Annotated in this window: 13 protein-coding genes; 7 read left to right on the top strand and 6 right to left on the bottom strand. The window is 74.8% G+C overall.

Going from position 1 to position 17,750, the window contains the following annotated elements; all coding sequences use genetic code 11:
- Positions 1–20 precede the first annotated feature (20 nt).
- From OIE69_RS22750 to OIE69_RS22740, 3 genes are all read right to left on the bottom strand, one after another.
- Positions 21–869, bottom strand: coding sequence for a calcium-binding protein (locus OIE69_RS22750; protein ID WP_326575044.1), 849 nt, complete (start codon positions 867–869; stop codon positions 21–23).
- A gap of 155 nt (positions 870–1,024) precedes the next feature.
- On the bottom strand, positions 1,025–4,180 hold the full coding sequence (locus tag OIE69_RS22745; protein ID WP_326581359.1) for a sacsin N-terminal ATP-binding-like domain-containing protein: 3,156 nt from the start codon (positions 4,178–4,180) through the stop codon (positions 1,025–1,027).
- Positions 4,181–5,349: 1,169 nt separating this feature from the next.
- The gene (locus OIE69_RS22740) at positions 5,350–6,252 is read right to left on the bottom strand and encodes a DUF3027 domain-containing protein (RefSeq protein WP_326575042.1); all 903 of its coding nucleotides are present in this window, start codon (positions 6,250–6,252) and stop codon (positions 5,350–5,352) included.
- A gap of 214 nt (positions 6,253–6,466) precedes the next feature.
- On the opposite strand from OIE69_RS22740, the gene OIE69_RS22735 reads away from it, so the two are divergent.
- From OIE69_RS22735 to OIE69_RS22720, 4 genes are all read left to right on the top strand, one after another.
- Positions 6,467–7,846, top strand: a complete 1,380-nt coding sequence (locus tag OIE69_RS22735; protein WP_392567555.1) for an MFS transporter — start codon at positions 6,467–6,469, stop codon at positions 7,844–7,846.
- A gap of 72 nt (positions 7,847–7,918) precedes the next feature.
- Positions 7,919–8,389, top strand: coding sequence for a hypothetical protein (locus OIE69_RS22730; protein WP_326575040.1), 471 nt, complete (start codon positions 7,919–7,921; stop codon positions 8,387–8,389).
- 20 nt (positions 8,390–8,409) lie between these two features.
- The gene (locus OIE69_RS22725) at positions 8,410–9,111 is read left to right on the top strand and encodes a futalosine hydrolase (protein ID WP_326575038.1); all 702 of its coding nucleotides are present in this window, start codon (positions 8,410–8,412) and stop codon (positions 9,109–9,111) included.
- Positions 9,108–9,968 carry a 1,4-dihydroxy-6-naphthoate synthase gene (locus tag OIE69_RS22720; RefSeq protein WP_326575036.1) on the top strand — a complete coding sequence of 287 codons (861 nt, stop codon included), beginning with the start codon at positions 9,108–9,110 and terminating at the stop codon, positions 9,966–9,968. Before OIE69_RS22725 ends, OIE69_RS22720 begins: the two co-directional genes overlap by 4 nt.
- A gap of 19 nt (positions 9,969–9,987) precedes the next feature.
- On the opposite strand, the gene OIE69_RS22715 is transcribed toward OIE69_RS22720, so the two are convergent.
- The gene (locus OIE69_RS22715) at positions 9,988–10,371 is read right to left on the bottom strand and encodes a cold-shock protein (RefSeq protein WP_018560023.1); all 384 of its coding nucleotides are present in this window, start codon (positions 10,369–10,371) and stop codon (positions 9,988–9,990) included.
- Between the two features lie 185 nt (positions 10,372–10,556).
- On the opposite strand from OIE69_RS22715, the gene OIE69_RS22710 reads away from it, so the two are divergent.
- Positions 10,557–10,802, top strand: a complete 246-nt coding sequence (locus OIE69_RS22710; protein WP_026251172.1) for a hypothetical protein — start codon at positions 10,557–10,559, stop codon at positions 10,800–10,802.
- Here OIE69_RS22710 and OIE69_RS22705 read toward each other — a convergent pair.
- Together OIE69_RS22705 and OIE69_RS22700 are read right to left on the bottom strand one after the other, a co-directional pair.
- Positions 10,772–11,416 (bottom strand): HAD family hydrolase, encoded by a 645-nt coding sequence (locus tag OIE69_RS22705; protein ID WP_326575032.1) that lies wholly within the window; start codon positions 11,414–11,416, stop codon positions 10,772–10,774. The two genes, OIE69_RS22710 and OIE69_RS22705, sit on opposite strands and share 31 nt — an antisense overlap.
- 10 nt (positions 11,417–11,426) lie before the next feature.
- A complete protein-coding gene (locus OIE69_RS22700) occupies positions 11,427–12,266 on the bottom strand; it encodes an HAAS signaling domain-containing protein (RefSeq protein WP_326575030.1) in 840 nt (279 codons plus the stop codon).
- 620 nt (positions 12,267–12,886) lie between these two features.
- Between OIE69_RS22700 and OIE69_RS22695 the strand changes: the two genes are divergently transcribed.
- Complete coding sequence (locus OIE69_RS22695) at positions 12,887–14,860, top strand: Ig-like domain repeat protein (protein WP_326575028.1); 1,974 nt, start codon at positions 12,887–12,889, stop codon at positions 14,858–14,860.
- 452 nt (positions 14,861–15,312) lie between these two features.
- Complete coding sequence (locus OIE69_RS22690; protein WP_326575026.1) at positions 15,313–17,730, top strand: helicase C-terminal domain-containing protein; 2,418 nt, start codon at positions 15,313–15,315, stop codon at positions 17,728–17,730.
- Positions 17,731–17,750 lie beyond the last annotated feature (20 nt).

Genomic DNA, 17,750 nt, shown 5'->3' with positions numbered 1-17,750 from the left:
GGTGGGTACCGCTGTGCGGGTTACTTCACGTCGACGAAGTCGGCCGTGCTGACGGCCTTGCCGGTCGTCGAGGTGCCGACGAAGTTGTAGCGCCAGTAACCGTCGGTGGACGCCTTGACGGTCGTCTTCAGGGCACCGGTGCTGCTGGACTTGACGGTCTTGACCGTCTTGTAGGTGCCGGTGCCCTTCTTGCGGAACTGCAACTGCACCGACTGGCTCGTGTAGCCGGCGTACTTGGAGGTCGCCCAGTTGGCCCGCGTGAGCTTGCCCGTGACGGTGATGGTCTTGCCCTTCTTCACCGGCTCCGGCGAGGCGTTGACCGTGACCCTGGCGTTGCGCTTGACCTTCGTGGTGGTGATGGCCTCCTCGACGACCCCGTATTCGTCCTTGGCCATGGCGCCGACGGCCACCTTCCAGGTGCCGGCCAGCTCGTTCTTCCAGAGGTCGACCACCGGGTCGAACGTGAAGGTCAGCTTGCAGGTCGAGACCGCGGGGGAAGCGGAGGAGGCGGTGCACTTGGCCCTGTCCTCGTTCTGCGCCACCCCGCCGTCCACACTCCCGGGGGTCTCCAGGTCGGTGCCGTGCCAGAGGACGGCGAACACGTCGTCGATGCCGGACGGGTCGGTGGCGGTCACCGCGACGGTGACGGTCTTCGTGGCGGTCGTCCCGAGGACGATCTCCTTGCCTCCGTTGACGACGACCTTGGTGATCCTGGTATCACCCTCGGCCTCGTCCGCCGCCGCCTTGGCGGCGGCGAAGGTCCGCAGGTCGGAGCCGCCCGGCTTGCCGGAGGCCTGCGCGGCCGGGACGGCCGTCGAGGCGAGGGCCAGGGCGCCGGAAACGGCCGCCACAGTGGCGCGAATACGCATGCGTGAGAACCCCCAGAAGAAGCGACGCCCGTCGTACTCCCCCCTGACGCGGCGTCTCAAATGGTGAGAGAGAACATACGCGCGAACCTCTGTTCCATGGACACCTTTTCTCCACACGTCCCGGTGTGACGACGGACACTCCGGTCCCCGCAGGCTCAGTCGAACCAGCGGTCGCGGGCCAGCTCCTCCGTGCGGGTCGGGTCCTCCAGGAGCGCGGCCACCTCGAAGCGGCGCTGCCAGGCGCCGGCCGCCCACGCCAGGCCGGCGGCGACGCCCTCCAGCGTGGCGGCGTGCAGGGTGCCGTCGGTCCACCGCCAGTCGAGCTCGACGGTGCTGCCGTCGGGCGCCCTGACCAGCAGTTCCTCGTGCTCGACATACGACACGGGGACGCCCGGCAGCAGCTCGCGGACCGCCTCCGCGACGTCGTGCGGCTCCCCCTCCGAGACGACCGGGGCGTCGAAGGCCTCGCTGAGCCGGCGCACCTGGAACAGCTCCGCCAGCGCCGCGGCGCGGACCGGCGGCACCGGGAGCAGCGGCAGGCCCGCGGTGAGCGGGAGCAGGTCGGGCGCGTCCGCGACGAAAGCGTCCCCGGCGTCGACCACGCGCGGCTCGCCTCCGTCGACGACGGCCCGCAGCTCCTCGGGGAGGGTGACCTGCTCGGGCTCGAGGGTGGCCAGCTCGGAGTAGAGCCGGTGCAGCTGGGCCGGGGTGACGGCGGAGTCCGGGTCGGCGAGGCGGGCGAGCAGTTCTGCGCCACCGCCCGGCTCGTCCAGCAGGGCCGCGGCGGACGTGCGCACGCCCAGGGCGCGCAGCACCTGGTCGTCCACGGCCCCGGCCTCGGCGTCCTCGTACAGCCCGGCGAGCAGCGGGTCGCCGCCGGCGGCGCGCAGGCCGACCGGGCGGCGGCCGTCGAGGACCGGGTGGTCGCGCAGCCACCATGCGGTGTAGGGCCGCACGGACTCCGTGCGGCCGTCCGGCAGCAGGACCCGCACCGGCTGGGTGACCGCGTCGCGCAGCGGCGGCACGGAGAGCATGGCCAGCGCCTGGGGCCACGCGTCGTCGTCGACGAGGTCGAGGTCGCGCACCGCGACGATCTCGGTGGCGACCGGCGGCACGTCGGTGTCCGGCAGCTGGTCGAGGACGTCCTCGCACCAGACGTCGACCGCGTCGAGCAGCCCGGCGTCGTCCGGCTCGGCCCAGTCGCCCTCGCGGGGCTCCAGCTCGTCCGGGTCGAGCACCACGTCAGTGGCCCTGACCAGGGCGAAGGTGGCGAGGACGCCCACCGCGGTCAGCGGCTGCTCGCCCCAGCGGGCGGCCAGGTCCTCGTCGACGGAGCCGAGTTCCCCCTCCCGGATGACCTGTTCGAAGGCGCTGCCCGGCAGTACCAGTTCACCGGCCGGGGCGAGCTCGCCCTCGTCGTCGGTGAGGGCCAGCGCGGCCAGCCACGGCTCGTCGCCGGGGGCGAGGTTCGCGGCGCGGACCAGGCCCAGGACGACCTCGGCCAGCTCCTCCGCGTCCAGCGCGGGCGCGTCCTCGTCCCAGGCCTCGTCGGCGTCCAGGGACGCGGCCACCGCCGCGCGCACCTGCGGGGTGGTGAGGACGGCGCGCGGGGTCGCCGGGGTGGCGCCGAGCTTCTCCAGCAGCGGGTGCGCGGCCTCCGGGTCGGCCACCTTCAGGCCCAGCCGGGCCAGCTCCGAGGCGGCGGGCAGCCCGGTGCTGACCGGGGCGGCACCCTCGGCGTAGACGCTGTCCATCTCGGGCAGCGGCAGCAGCACCTGGCGCGGTCCCACGACCGTGCGACGGTCGGCCAGCGGCACGGGGAGCCCGCTCAGCCGGTCCGGGTCGGTGCCGGCCAGCGAGTCGTACAGGCGGTGCCACCAGGCCGCGGGCCGCTCCACCCCGGCGAGCCGGTCGATCGCGTCGCCCAGCGGCAGCCGGGCCACCCCGAGGACCCGCAGCTCGGGGCGGCGTTCCAGCCCGGGGGGCAGCAGCGTCGGGAAGACCTCCGCCAGCACGCCGACGGTCTCCGCGCCGGTGCCCTCGACGACCTCGGCCTCCACCGGGCGCAGCGCGGGCGGGAGTTCGTCCTCCTCGCCGGTGCCCGTGAGGTCGGCGGCGCGCGGCAGGAAGGCGGTGCGCGGCAGCCGCTCCAGCACGTGGCGGCGCAGTTCCGCGTCCAGCTCGCCCTTGCCGAGCGGTCCGGGCACCAGGTCCACGATGCCCGCGGTGACCGGCCGCCAGTCCGCCAGCAGCCGCACGTACAGCTCGGCCGCCCGCGCGACCAGGAAGCCGGTGAGAGCGCCGGGCGCGGCGTGGCGCCGGCTCGGGTCCAGCGGCAGCGAGGCGATGAGCAGCGCGGGCAGCCCCAGCGGCTCGTCCGTCGGCGTCGGGGCGTGCACGAAGGGCGCCGTCCGCGGCCGCTCGGGCGCGCCGTCCTGGCCCACCGGGACGGCCCAGGTCACCGACCACACCGGACGCAGCCGCTCCTCGACCGGGCGGTCGGCCAGCAGCGCCGCCTCCAGGGGACCCGCCTCGCTCACGGTGCGCCAGCGGGTGGTGCCGTTGACGCTGTCCACGACGACGGCCAGCCCGTCCTCCTGACGGCGGGTCATCGTCCGGACGCCCTCCGGCGTCTCCACGACCACCTCGGCCAGGCCGGGCAGGGACAGCAGCAGCGCGTCGTCGATCGCGGCGAGCAGATGCGCCGCGAGGTCCGCGGCGGCGCCGTCGCGCAGCGGCAGCACGACGCACGTGTCGTAGCCGTCCGGGGCGGTGCCCTCCGCGGGCAGCGGCAGCCGCAGCAGCGGTACGTGGCCGTCCCGGCGGCGCAGTTCGTCGGTGAGCCCGGAGGAGCGCCCCCCGGTCTCCCGCGCGAGGTCGCGGGCCTCGGCCAGCGACCAGCGGACGCCGCCGCTGCGGCTGAGGATCGCGGGCTCGTCGCTGACCGCGAGCACGGCGGAGAAGCCGACGCCGAAGCGGCCGACGGCCAGGTCGCCGTCCTCGCGCTTGGCGCTGGCACGCAGCGTCGACAGGGACTCCACGCCCACGGCGTCCAGGTGCGCCCCGGTGTTCGCGGCCGCGAGCACCCCCTCGCGCAGGGTCAGCCGCAGCCGGCCGGTCACCCCCGCGCGGGTCGCCGCGTCGGCGGCGTTCTGGGCCAGTTCGACGACGAGGCGGTCGCGGTAGCCGCCGAGCGCGAGGTCCTCCTCCGCGTTGGCGTCCTCCCGGAACCGGGCGGGCGACGCGGCCCACGCATCCAGCACGGCCCGCCGCAGCCGTGCGGTCCCGAACGGATCTGCGCCCCGGTCCATCGCGGTCCCGCTCACGTCGTCTTCTCCCTCACGCGCTGTCGCATGCCCTGTGCGAGTGACGCTACCGCGTGCGCCCCCGGCCGGTCGTCCCGCGCAGGCGGCACCCGCGGCACGCACCCGGGGGGACAACGGGAACACCGGCCCCGAACCGGCGCCCAGCCCCCGGCCCGCACGGCAGCCGTCAGCAGCGGCCAAGTCCCCCGCCGGCCGATGGCCTCGACGGCGCCCAGCGGTCCCAACGCCTCCCGGCCCGGCCCCGGGCAGCGGTCCGGGCAGCCGTCAGCCGTCAGCCGCGGCCGAGCCCCGGCCACCTGATGTCCTCTGCGGAGCGGAAGGCGGTCCCAACGCCTCCCGGCCCGGGCATGGGCGCCGCCCGTAAGGGCCACGAGGCCCCCGGTCCGCGGGCTGCCAGGCACCAACCGACGCCCCAGGCCGCGGGCCGACCGCCACCGCAGGCGTCGGCCCGCACGGCAGCCGTCAGCAGCGGCCGTCAGCAGCGGCCCAGGCCTCGGCCGACTGACCCTCAGCGCAGCCTCAGCGGTCCGTACGAAGCGGTTAGGCGGCCCGACGGCGCCACGGGCCCGGGGCCGCGTACGGGCGCACGAGGCGCCCGGTCCGCGGGCTGTCAGGCACCAACCGACGCCCCAGGCCGACGGCCGCAGCCCGGACACACACGCCGACCGCCACCGCGGACCGAGCGCACGGCAGCCGTCAGCAGCGGCCAGGTGCCCCGCCGGCCGATGGCCGACGGCGCCACGGCGGTCCGGACGGAGCAGTAAGGCGGCCCGACCGCGCCCCCGGCCCGGGCATGGGCGCAGCCCGCACCGCGGCCGTCAGCCTCGGCCGAGCCCCGCGCAAATGCCACCCAGCCCACAGGCCGGAGCATGGGCCGGCAAGCCCCGCAGGAACCCGCGCGGCAGCCCGGCAACCGGAGAACCGGAGAACGCGGGCGCATCCGCGCGGCAACCGTCACCCACGGCCGGCTGATGCCCTCAGCGAAGCCTCAGCGGTCCTCGCGGAGCGTAAAGCGCCCCGACCGCGCCCCCGGCCGGGCCCGGGCGCAGCCCGCACGGCAGCCGAGCCGCCGGCCGGCTGATGCCCTCAGCCGAGGGGGGCGCCCCGACGCCGCACGGCAACCGGCACGGCGGGCGCAGCCCGCACGGCGGGCGTCAGCTGTGGCCGAGTTCCTCGGCCGGCGTGGTGTCCTCGACGGAGCCGTGGCGGTCGGGGTGGAGGGGGAGCGGCTCGACCGCGGTCTCGTCGAGGACGGGCGGGGCCGGGCGGGGGGTCTTCGGCATGACCGCGGCCTCGGAGTGCGCACCGCACCCGTAGGCGAGCGAGACGACGCGTCCGTCGGCCGGGGAGAACTCGTTCGCGCAGACGCCGAAGGCCTGCCGCAGGGAGCCCGCGATGGGGACGAGGAAGCCGCAGGAGACGCACTGGGCGGGGGCGGCCTGGGCCATGGGGGCCTTGGGGCCGTACTCGTCCTCCCAGCGGTCCGCGGCGACGTGCAGCCCGTAGCGGGACAGCACGCGCGGCCGGGCCATGCCGATCTCCTCCGCGACGGCGGCGATCGTGCCGACCGCGGGCGCCATCGGCAGGGTCGCCGGGGGGCCGCCGGAGACGTCGGCGTCCTCGGCCTCGACGAGCTCGGCCATCTCCTCGGAGACCGGCGAGTTCGGCGGCGGCACGTCCTCCCCGGAGAAGCCGGTCTCCAGGCGCAGGTCCTCCGCCTCGGTGGGCAGCAGGTCGCCGGGGCCGAGGTCGCCGGGGCGCAGGCGCTCGCTCCACGGCACCCATTCGGGCGCGAGGACGGCCTCGGGCCCGGGCACCAGGACCGTCTCGTCCAAGGTGATCGCCTTGGCGCGGGAGGCGCGCGTCAGCGTGACCGCCCAGCGCCAGCCCCGGTAGCCCGCCTCGCGGCAGTCGAACAGGTGCGTCACGACACGGTCGGCCTCGGCGACCGCGCCGAGGTGCTCGCCGACCGCTTTCTCGCCGAAGGCCTCGACGGCGGCTTCAAGGGCGAGGTCGACCGCCTCGGCGCACAGGCGGTCAGGGGTACGGCTTCGCATCGCAGCACTCACAAGAATCGATTCTCTCCTACGCCGTCTTACGCGTGCGCCGCCGAGGGTCGGGCGGGGCGGTGGCGGAGCGGACCGGAGGACCGCTTCAAACGCTGCCTGCCCGTACGTCCACGGGCGCACCTGATGACTCCATTCTGCGCGATCGCACGCTATCGGTGCGCGCCCCGTTCGGAAAGCCGCCCGGTAGGGCAGACTGGCGAGCGTGGCACGCACAGTGACGTCCGGCCCGGGACCGGTTCGCAGGGCGGGGAACGCCGTCGCGCGTGCCACGCAGCGTACGTCGTCCGCCGTGGTGCGCCGCGTCCGGCGTCACACGCATTCGGGCGGGGCGGGCGAGTCGGGCCTGGCGAAGCTGATCGAGCTGCACGCGGTGAACTCGGCGGGCGACATGCTGATCACCGTCGCGCTCGCCAGCACGATCTTCTTCTCCGTGCCGACCGGCGAGGCGCGCGGCCGGGTGGCGCTCTACCTGCTCGTCACGATGGCGCCGTTCGCGCTGCTGGCCCCGGTGGTCGGACCGCTGCTGGACCGCATCCCGCACGGGCGGCGCGCCGCGATGGCGATGTCGATGCTGGCCAGGGCGATCCTGGCCTGGACGATGGCCGGGGTGGTGTCGACCGCCGGACTGGAGCTGTATCCGGCCGCCTTGGGCGTGCTCGTGGCGTCGAAGGCGTACGGCGTGGTGCGCAGCGCGGTGGTGCCACGGCTGCTGCCGGCGCGTACGACGCTGGTGAAGGCGAACTCCCGGGTGAGCCTGACCGGTCTGCTGGCCACGGCCGTGGCGGCGCCGATCGGCGGGCTGCTCCATCTGATCGGGCCGGGCGTGCCGCTGTACGGGGCGTTCGTCGTCTTCGTCTGCGGGACGCTGCTCTCCTTCTCCCTCCCGCACAAGGTGGACTCCGCCAAGGGCGAGGCACGCGCCGAGCTGAGCGCGGGCGAGGACGTCGAGCCCCACCGCCTGGGCCGGCAGTGGCGGGAGAAGCGGCCGGGGCTGCGGAGCGTCGGCGGTCCGGTGCTGCACGCCCTGCAGGCCAACGCGTCGCTGCGGGCCCTGTCCGGGTTCCTGACGCTCTTCCTCGCGTTCCTGCTGCGCGAGCATCCGCTGGGCGGCCTGTCAGGGCCCGTGTCACTGGGCCTGGTCGCCGTCGCGGCGGGCACCGGCAACGCCTTCGGCACCGCGCTGGGCTCCTGGCTGCGCGACCGCGGGCCCGAGCGGATCATCATCAGCGCGCTGGCCGCCGCCCTGGCGGCGACGTGCCTGGCCGCGGCCTGGTACGGGGTGCTGACCATCGCCGTCGTCGCGGCCGCGGCGGGCATCGCGCAGGCGCTGGGCAAGCTCTCGCTGGACGCCCTGATCCAGCGCGACGTGCCGGAGGAGGTGCGCACCTCGGCGTTCGCCCGCTCGGAGACCGCCCTCCAGATGGCCTGGGTGATCGGCGGCGCCATCGGCATCGTCCTGCCGCTCAACGGCACGCTGGGGATGGCGGTGGCGGCGGTGCTGGTGGCGCTCGGCGTCGCCTTCTCGGTCCGCGGCCTGATGACGGGCGCCCGGGGACGGGCGGCACGTCCGCGCACGGTGTGAGCGGGGTGGGCCGGGGGACACGAGCGGGCCCCCCGCGTAGCGGGAGCGCGACCGCCCGGTAGCCTCACCTTCATGAGCAATCGCCGCCGTGCCGCCGCCCTCGGTGCCGTGTCCCTCGGGCTGATCGCCCTCTCCGCCTGCGAGAAGCCGACCCCCCTGGCGACCGTCACCGTCGGCGACAGGACCGTGACCACCGAGGCCACCAGCAAGTGCTACCTCGACGGGAAGAAGCTGACGGAGCAGGCCTTCCTGGCCTGCCTGCAGGGCAAGCCCGAGAAGACCATCACGGTCCGGCCCGGTGACAAGGTGCGGATCGGCGTCGACCCCGCGATCGCCGAGAAGGGCTGGGTCGTGGCTGCCGGCACCGCCGGCAAGTCGGGCCTGCTGAAGGACACCACCTACCGCTCCTTCGACGCCGAGACCCTGCTCGCCGACGCGCAGTCCGGTGCCGCGGCCAGCGAGGTCACCCTCAACATCATCGAGACCGGCAAGGCCCAGGACTACCTCGGCGTCTGGCAGTTCAAGTTGAAGACGGCGGACTGAACCGCCCGCTGACGACAGACATGACGCCCCGCCTGCTCGTCGTCACCGCCGTCCCGGCCGAGCGCGACGCGGTCGTCCGCGGCCTCGGCGGCACGGCCGCCGAGACACCCGTACCCGGTGGCCGCGTCCTGCTGCGCACCGCGCTCGCGGACGTGCTGGCCGCGGGGGTCGGACCGGCGGCGGCCGCGGCCGGCACGGCGGCCGCGCTCACCGCGGCCGAGTACCGGCTGGTCGTCTCGGCCGGGATCGCCGGCGGCTTCCAGCCCGGCGCGCCGGTCGGTTCGGCGGTCGTCGCCGACGCGGTCGTCGCGGCCGACCTGGGCGCGGAGGGCCCGGAGGGCTTCCTCCCGATCGCCGAGCTGGGCTTCGGCACCTCCGAGCACCGTCCGCCCGGACCTCTGTCCCGCCGTGTCGCCGACGCGCTCGGCGCGGCGTACGGGCCGGTCCTGACGGTGTCGACGGTGACCGGGACGGCGGCACGCGCCGCCGAGCTGACACGACGTCATCCAGGTGCGCTGGCCGAGGCCATGGAGGGCTTCGGCGTCGCGGAGGCGGCCGCGGCGCACGGGCTGCCCGTCCTGGAGGTCCGTACGGTGTCCAATCCCGTGGGCCCGCGTGACCGCGCGGCCTGGCGGATCGGGGAGGCGCTCGACGCGCTCGCCGACGCGTTCGCCCGGCTCGGGAAGCAACCCGCCGTACTCGACGTTGGAGATCGGACATGAGCCAAGAGCGCGCACTGCGGATCGCCTACTCCCCGTGCCCCAATGACACCTTCGTCTTCCACGCCTGGGCGCACGGCCTGGTCCCGGGCGCGCCGCCGATCGACGTGACGTTCGCGGACATCGACATCACCAACGGCATGGCCGAGCGCGGCGAGTTCGACGTGCTGAAGGTCTCGTACGCGGTGCTGCCCTACGTGCTCGACGAGTACGCGCTGCTGCCCGCCGGCGGCGCGCTGGGCCGCGGCTGCGGCCCGCTCGTGCTGACCAGGGACGAGGGCACGGGCAAGGGCGCCGACCTGAGCGGGCGCACGGTGGCGGTGCCGAGCGAGCGCTCGACGGCGTACCTGCTGTTCCGGCTGTGGGCGGCCGCCGAAGTGCCGGGCGGCGTCGGGGAGATCGTCGTCCTGCCGTTCCACGAGATCATGCCCGCGGTGCGGGACGGCCGGGTCGACGCGGGCCTGGTGATCCACGAGGCGCGCTTCACCTACCAGGACTACGGGCTGCACAAGCTCGCGGACATGGGCGAGCACTGGGAGCAGACGACCACCCTGCCCATCCCGCTCGGCGCGATCATCGCCAAGCGCTCGCTGGGCGAGGAGCGGCTGCGCACGCTGGCGGCGGCGGCCCGCACCTCCGTCCACATGGCCTGGGACGAGCCCGAGGTCTCACGCGGCTACGTCATGGAGCACGCACAGGAGATGGACCCGAAGGTGGCGGACCAGCACATCGGGCTGTACGTCAACGAGTTCACCTCGGCGCTCGGCGAGGAGGGCTACGCGGCGGTCCGCGGGCTGCTCACCCGGGCCGCGGCCGAGGGGCTGGTACCGCCCCTCGGACCGCACGCGCTCGAGTTGTGAGCGTGTGCCCGGGCGGAGGTCAGACGTCCAGCTGGTCGGCGACGACGCGCAGCACGGAGGCGATCTTGTGGCCGTGGGCCTTGTCCGGGTAACGGCCGCGCTGCAGCGAGCGGGCGACGTCCTCCAGCAGCGTGGTGAGGTCCTGCACGATGGGCAGCAGTTCGTCGGGCTTGCGCCGCTGCGCGGCCGCCACGGACGGCGCCGGGTCCAGCAGGGTCACCGACAGCGCCTGGTCACCGCGTTGCCCGGCGACCACCCCGAACTCGACTCGCTGCCCCGGCTTCAGCGTGGCCACGCCGTCCGGCAGGACGGAGGAGTGGACGAAGACGTCGCCGCCGTCGTCGCGGGAGAGGAAGCCGAAGCCCTTCTCGCTGTTGAACCACTTGACCTTGCCGGTAGGCACGTCCGACCTCGTCCTCGCTGTAGACAGAAAAAGCACTTGGATAGCAAGACAGCGGGTCCCTTGGCAGACCCGCCGCCCATAAGGCTAATGGCCCAGGGGCGTGTGACAAGACTTCGTGGTCCTACTGCTCCGGCCGGCATCCGGCCGGTGCGCAGCGACTTCCCCCGGCGATCTACCCTGGTCCGGTGACCAACGAAACCCGGAAACCCGGCGATCTCCTCGTGCGCGCCGGCGCCGCCGTCTTCGTCCTCGGCGCGCTCGGCACTCTGGCCACCGTGGCCCCGCTCTTCCTGGGATCCGACCCGCTGCCGACCGCCGCCTACCTGGTGTCGATGCTCATGGGCGTCGGCTTCGCGCTGGCCCTGGCCGGGCTGCTGCGCTCCGCGCGGGCGCAGAGCCGTCAGGCGACGGCGTCGGGGTCCGGGGCGTAGGAGGCGAACCAGGCGGGGAACTCCGTCAGATCGGCGAGCACGACGTCCGCACCGGCGGCGCGCAGTTCGTCCGCGGCGACCGGGCCCGTGGCCACCGCCACGGACAGCGCGCCGGCCGTACGGGCCCCGACGACGTCCCCCACGTGGTCCCCGACGTAGACCGCCGCCCCGTACTCGATCAGGGCCTCCGCCTTCGCCTCGGCCCACAGCCAGCCGCGCACCTCGTCGACCTCGATGCCCAGGTGCGTGAGGTGCAGCTTGGCGTTCGGCTCGTGCTTCGCGGTGACCACGACGGCCCGGCCGCCCGCGGCGTGCACGGCGGCGACGGCCTCGTGCGCGCCGGGCATGGCCGGGGTCGGGGCGACGGCGTACTCGGGGTACAGCGCCCGGTAGCGGTCGGCGACCGCGGGAACGTCCTCCGCGGGGAACCAGTGCGCCAGCTCCCAGTCGAGCGGCGGCCCGAGGCGGGTGACCGCGAGCGCGGCGTCGATGAAGACGCCGGTCTCCTCGGTGAGGCGCTCGTACGTGGCCCGGATGCCGGGTCGTGAGTCGATCAGGGTCATGTCGAGGTCGAAACCGACCGTTATCGGGGACGTCGGCAGGGAAGCGGGCATGGCAGCCACTCTAACGAGGCGGCCGGCCGGCCCGGCTCCCCCTCCAGAGCAGGAAGGCGGCGGAGGCGACCGCCGCGATCCGCACGACCGTGGGCAGCACGCCGGCTATCGCGGAGTCCAGGCCCCCTTCGGGGATCGGCTCGCCCCACCGGCCGGCGAAGCGGCCCCAGATCCAGACCAGCGCGGCCCCGGCGATCAGCCCCGGCAGACCGAGCGCCGCGAACCGGGACGCGCGGCGGGACAGGCGGCGTGAACCGTACGCCACGGCCCAGCCCGCGAGGAGGGCGATCCAGGAGCCGAGGACGGCGCCGGCGAGCAGCAGGAGCGCGGCGGCGGTCTCCAGGAGTCCGGCCCGCCACCGCCTGCGGCGCTTGACCGGAGCCGGGGCGGCTTCCGGCCGGGCCTCGGGCTCGGGCTCGGGTTTCTCCGGACCACCGTCCGGGGCGGCTTCCGGGTCCTCCTCGGGGGTGAGGGGGATGAGCAGGCCGCCGGTCATGCCGGGCAGCCCGTCCACTTCGTCCCCGGGCCGGGGCTTCCGCGACGGCGACGGGGACTGCGTGCGCTGCTCGGGCAGCCGCCACCACTCCGGCTCCGCCGGTGCGGGCGCCTCCGGGGCGCGGGGCGCGGGCACCGCGGCGGCCTCCTGCACCACCGCGTCGGGCGCGCCCAGCCGGCCCAGGATCCGCCGCACCGCGGCGGGGCTGTCGCTGCCGTGCCGCTGCCGGTCGATGTCCTGGCGCAGGCGCGCCACGAGGTCCCGCCGGCGGTCCGCCGGCAGGGCGGTCTGTGCCAGGTCCCCCACCTTGCTGAGGTAGTCCAGAACCAACCGGTCGCTCTCCTCCGCACCCATACGCCGACGCTACCGCCCTCCGGGCGTTCCCCGGTGCGGGGTTGCGGACAGCGGCCCCTCCCCGGGCGCACACACCCACACGTCAGCCGTCGGCACGGGGGCACGCCCCTCCCCCACGGGGGCACCGCCGAAATGCGCGGGGCTCCCATCGAGCCGGCAAGGATCCTTCCCGCGAACATCGATCGATTCCCACGGACCGGCTCACGCCACATGATCCGCGGCGGCCCACCCGCGTAAGCGCCCCCGGAGTCCGGGCGGCTGAGCGACCGGGCGGCGCACCGTGAGCAACGTCGCAGAGCGCCGCCGGGCCGAGATCGCCCGCACCGTCGAGCGATACCCGCGAGACGGAGCCGCCGGTCGCCGAGCGGGGCGCACGTCACGTCGGCTCGTGAGCCAGCGCCCGGCGGCTCGCGGCGGGCAGGGCGAGGACACGCGAAGTGGGCGGGCAGGGGAGCTCCGGTTAATCCCCTCCTCAACTGTCACAGCGATGAAATACGCTGCGCATGCAGCCGCGCCCTTAGCGTCGTCCGCACATGGACGACGTTCGGGTGTCGCGCGGCCCGACTCATCACCCGGTCCGTCCACCGGGCTTCTTCGTGGGGGTAGGAATCAACGTGCGCATGCGCACCGTGTCGACCGTGCTCGCGGTCGTCTTCAGCTCCACGGCCATAGCCGCCGGCACCATGGGTCCCGCCGCGGCGGACTCCAGCAGGGCCCTGTCGATCTCCTCGTACGGCGACATCGCCGTGGACGGGGTCCACCAGCGGGTCTACATCAGCGATCCGAACGGCAACAAGGTCGTCGTCACCGACTACGCGGGCAAGCTCGTGGCGACCGTTCCGAACCTTCCGGGAGTGCGGGACCTGGCGATCACGCCCGACTCCGGCACCGTCTACGCGGCCGTCCCGGGTGACGACACCGTCGTGGCCATCGAGACGTCCACCGCGACCGCGGCCGCGCACTACCCGATCGGCGAGAACACCGACCCGCAGACCCTGGCGGTCGCGGGCGGCCGGGTCTGGTTCATGTACGGACAGGAGACCGCGCACCACCTGGGCTCCTTCGACCCCTCGCTGGGCACCCCCGAGATCGCTCTCGACCAGCTCCCGGGCCTGTACTTCCGCGACGCCGCCGAACTGGAGGCGGCCGGGGACACCCTCGTGCTCGGCGTCCACGGCACGTGGTCGGGCCTCGCCGTGTACGACGTGTCCTCCGGAGCCCCCGTGCTGCGCGAGGAGGGCATGCCGCCCGAGGCCGCGAACTACATGGAGGACTTCGCGCTCAGCGCCGACGCCGACGCCGAGAAGATCGTCGCCGCCTCCGGCGAATCGCCCTACGCGGCGACCGCGATCAACACCGCGGACCTCACCCGCACCGGCGCTTACCCGGTCGTGGCGAACAACCCCAACGGTGCCGCGATCGCACCGGACGGCACGGTCGCCGTGTCCACGTACAGCCCTTACGACACGGACATCTCCGTCTTCAAGCCCGGCAAGACGACGCCCTACCGGACCTACACCTACGACCAGTACACCTCGGGCGGCGACACCATCGTCAGCCAGGGACTCGCCTGGGCCCCCGACGGCAGCAGGCTGTTCGCCATCGCGTCCGGCAACAGCGGCATCCACCTTCGCGTCCTCAACGACGCCGCCCGCTACCCGGTCAAGGTGAGCGTCTCGGCGCCGGCCAAGGCGACCCGCGCCAAGAAGCTCAGCGTCACCGGCAAGCTGACCTCCGGCGCGTCCTTCCCGTCCGGCTCCAAGGTCACCGTCACCCGCACCGACATCGACTCGCCCAAGGGCAAGTCGCTCGGCACGAAGGCGGTCGGCTCCTCCGGCGCGTTCTCCTTCACCGACACGCCGCCGGCCGGCGGCAACGTCACCTACACCGCGCAGTACGCCGGTGACGCCACGCACGCCCCCGCGTCGGGCAAGGACACCGTCGCCGTGGCGCGCAACGCCACCACTCTGACGCTCAACCACAACAAGAGCGTGTACAACTACGGCACCGACGTGTCCTTCACCGCGCACCTCGGTTCCACGTACAAGAACCGCACGGTCGAGATCTGGGCCGACCCCTACGGCTCGGACAAGCCGAAGAAGCTCCTCAAGACCGGCAAGGTCAATTCCAAGGGCAACCTGTCCGCCACGGTCGACATGACCCGCGACACCACCGTCACCGCGGTCTTCAACGGCGACGCCCGCTCGGCCGGCAAGACGGTGAAGGTCACCGCCTACGCCAGGGTCAAGGTCTCCACGACGGTCTCCAAGCAGTACAAGACGGCGAAGATCGGCTCCACCTCGTACGCGTACTTCCACAAGAAGACGGACCCGGTCTTCACCACGACCATGACGTACTACAAGAACCGCTCGCAGCGGCTGAACCTGGAGGTCTACTTCCAGGGCAAGTGGCTCGACGCGGGATCGCAGTACTTCGCGCTCGGCACCAACGGCAAGTCCACGGTGACCCTGCTCGGCCCGCACGAGACCGGCTACCGGATGCGGATGCGCGCCTCGTACGTCAACGGCTCCTCCGGCGACAGCGTCAACTCCACCACGTACGGGGCCTGGAAGTACTTCTACTTCACCAAGTAGCACGACCCGGCGGACACGGAAGGGGCCCGCGCCGCGGGGCCCTTCCCCTTTTCCGGCCCGGCCGGACCGGGCGTCCCGGGAAACCGCTCCGGGGAGACAACGGCGTCGGTCTTGCCGTCGTTGGCCAGATCACCGGTGAGGGGGAGCCGGTGTGGATCTGCCGGCCCGTGCCGACCTTGACCCGGGTTGCGTACGGGGCGGTGGCGGTGCCGGTGCCCTTGCACAGCCAGAGCACGCCGGAGACGTCGCGGGCGACCGGGTCGGGTCTGCGGCGCAGCCGGACACTCCGCCGGTCGCGCCCCTCGCCCGACCACCCGGGGTGCCACCGGCCTGGGGACCCGGCCGACACCCCCACCGTCCGCGGCGTACCATCCGCTGCCCGGCCGCGGCTTGGGGAAAAGCAGAACCACGCCCACGGTGGGTTGGGGGCGGGCAGGGCTAATGTGGGGGAGATGAGCACTGACGGCCCTGCGGCGGCGCCGCGCACGCTCGCGGAGGATCTGCGCGCCCGCGGCGACGACGCGCTGTCCGCACTGCTCCGGGCGCGCCCGGACCTGCTGAACCCGGTCCCGAACGACCTCTCGCAGCTCGCGACCCGCGCCGGCACCCGTGCCTCCGTCGTTCGCGCCCTGGAACGCCTGGACCGGTTCACGCTGCAGGCCGCCGAGGCCCTGGCCGTCGCCGCGGACGGCGCCCCGTACGACGCGCTCGCCGCGCTGATGGGCCCGGAGGCCGCAGAAGCGCTGCCCGGGGCCGTGGCGGTGCTGCGGGCGCAGGCACTGCTGTGGGGCGGGGACGACCGGCTGCGCCTGGTGCGCACGGCGCGCGACATCCTGGCCCCCGCCGCGGGGAGCCCGTCGCCGACCGGGCTCGGGCCGACCGTGGCGGAGGCGACGTCCGGCATGTCGCCGACGCGGTTGCAGCAGATCCTCGCCGTGCTCGGGCTGCCGCCGACGCACGACCCGGTGAGCGCGGTGGGCTCGGTGACGGCGCTGTTCGCCGACCGGCCGCGGATGGCGGCGCTGCTCGACGGGGCGCCCCCGGAGGCCGGGGCGGTCCTGCGCAGGCTGACGTGGGGCCCGCCGTACGGGGAGGTGGCGGACGTGTCGGTGCCGCCTCCCCCGGTGGCCTGGCTGCTGGAGCGGGGGCTGCTGCTGCCGGCCGGGGCGCGCAACGTCGTGCTCCCCCGCGAGGTGGCCCTGCATCTGCGCGACGGCCGCGCGCACCGGGCTCCCGAGCCGGTCGCGCCGGACGTGGCGCCGAAGGAACACGATCCACAGGTTGTGGACAGGACGGCCGCGGGTCAGGCCTTCACGGCGGTGCGCACGGTCGAGGAGCTGCTGAAGCAGTGGGAGACCGGCGGCCCCACGGTGCTGCGCGCGGGCGGGCTGAGCGTGCGGGACCTGAAGCGGGTGGCCACGGCGCTGGACGTGCCGGAGCCGCTGGCCGCGTTCTGGCTCGAGGTGGCGTACGCCGCGGGCCTGGTCGCCGCGGACGGGGAGGTGGACGAGGCCTACGCGCCGACTCCCGCGGCCGACGGGTGGCTGTCGCTGCCCGCCGAGGAGCGGTGGGCGGCCCTGGTCACTGCGTGGCTGGCCGCCACCCGTGTGCCGGGTGTCGTCGGCACGCGGGACGTGAAGGGCCGCGCGCTGGCCGCGCTCGGCCCCGACCTGGACCGTTCGCTCGCCCCCGAGGTGCGCCGGCGGACGCTGGAGCTGCTGGCCGCGCTCCCCGAGGGTGCCTCGGCGGACCGGGACGCGCTGCTGGCCCGGCTGCGCTGGGAGCGCCCGCTGCGGGGCGGCGCCGCGATGGACCCGCTCCGCGCCGACCTGGTGCGCTGGACGGTCACGGAGGCGGAGCTGCTGGGGATCACCGGCCGCGGCGCGCTGTCGGCGCACGGCCGCGCGCTGCTGCGGCGCTCCGGGGACGCGGCGGCCGTGCTGCTCGGGCCGCTGCTGCCGGAGCCGCTGGACCATGTGCTGCTCCAGGCCGACCTGACGGCGGTCGCGCCGGGCCCGCTGCAGCCGCACCTCGCCGAGACGCTGCACGTGCTGGCGGACGTGGAGTCCAAGGGCGGCGCGACCGTGTTCCGCTTCACCCCGGGGTCGGTGCGCCGGGCGCTGGACGCCGGGCGGACCGCCGCCGACCTGCACGCCTTCCTCGCGGCGCATTCCCGCACCCCTGTGCCGCAGCCGCTGAGCTACCTCGTGGACGACGTCGCCCGCCGGCACGGCCGGCTGCGCGTGGGCGCGGCCTCGGCGTACGTGCGCTGCGACGACGACGCGCTGCTGACCGAGATCCTGGCCGACCGCCGGGCGGCCGGCCTCGGGCTGCGCCGCCTCGCGCCGACGGTGCTGGCGGCGCAGAGCGACCCGGCGACGCTGCTGGAGCGGCTGCGCGCGCTGGGCCACGCGCCGGCGGCCGAGTCCGCCGAGGGCGACGTGCTGATCACCCGCGCGGACGCCCGGCGGACCCCGCCGCGCAGCGCGCCGGTGCCCGTGGTGGACGGGCCGCCGACCCCGGACGGGACCCTGCTCGGGGCGGCGGTGAAGGCGATCCGGGCCGGTGACCGGGCCTCGACCGCGGTCCGCCGGGAGCCCGCGGACCGCCCCGGCGGCAACGGCGACGGCCGGCTGCCGCGCACGGCGGCGGCCGAGACCCTGGCGACGATGCAGGCGGCGGTGCTGACCGGCGAGTCCGTGTGGATCGGCTACGTCAACGCGGAGGGCGCGGCGAGCCAGCGTGTGATCGGCCCGATGCGGGTGGAGGGCGGCTTCGTCACGGCGTACGACCACACCGCCGACGAGGTCCGCACCTTCGCGCTGCACCGGATAACCGGTGTCGCCGAGCTCGCCGACGACCTGGCCTGACCCGCCCGCGGGGCGGTCGC

It is taken from the genome of Actinacidiphila glaucinigra (genome assembly GCF_035918135.1).
GTDB lineage: Bacteria > Actinomycetota > Actinomycetes > Streptomycetales > Streptomycetaceae > Actinacidiphila > Actinacidiphila glaucinigra.
This window is presented reverse-complemented; position numbering and strand designations above follow the sequence as displayed.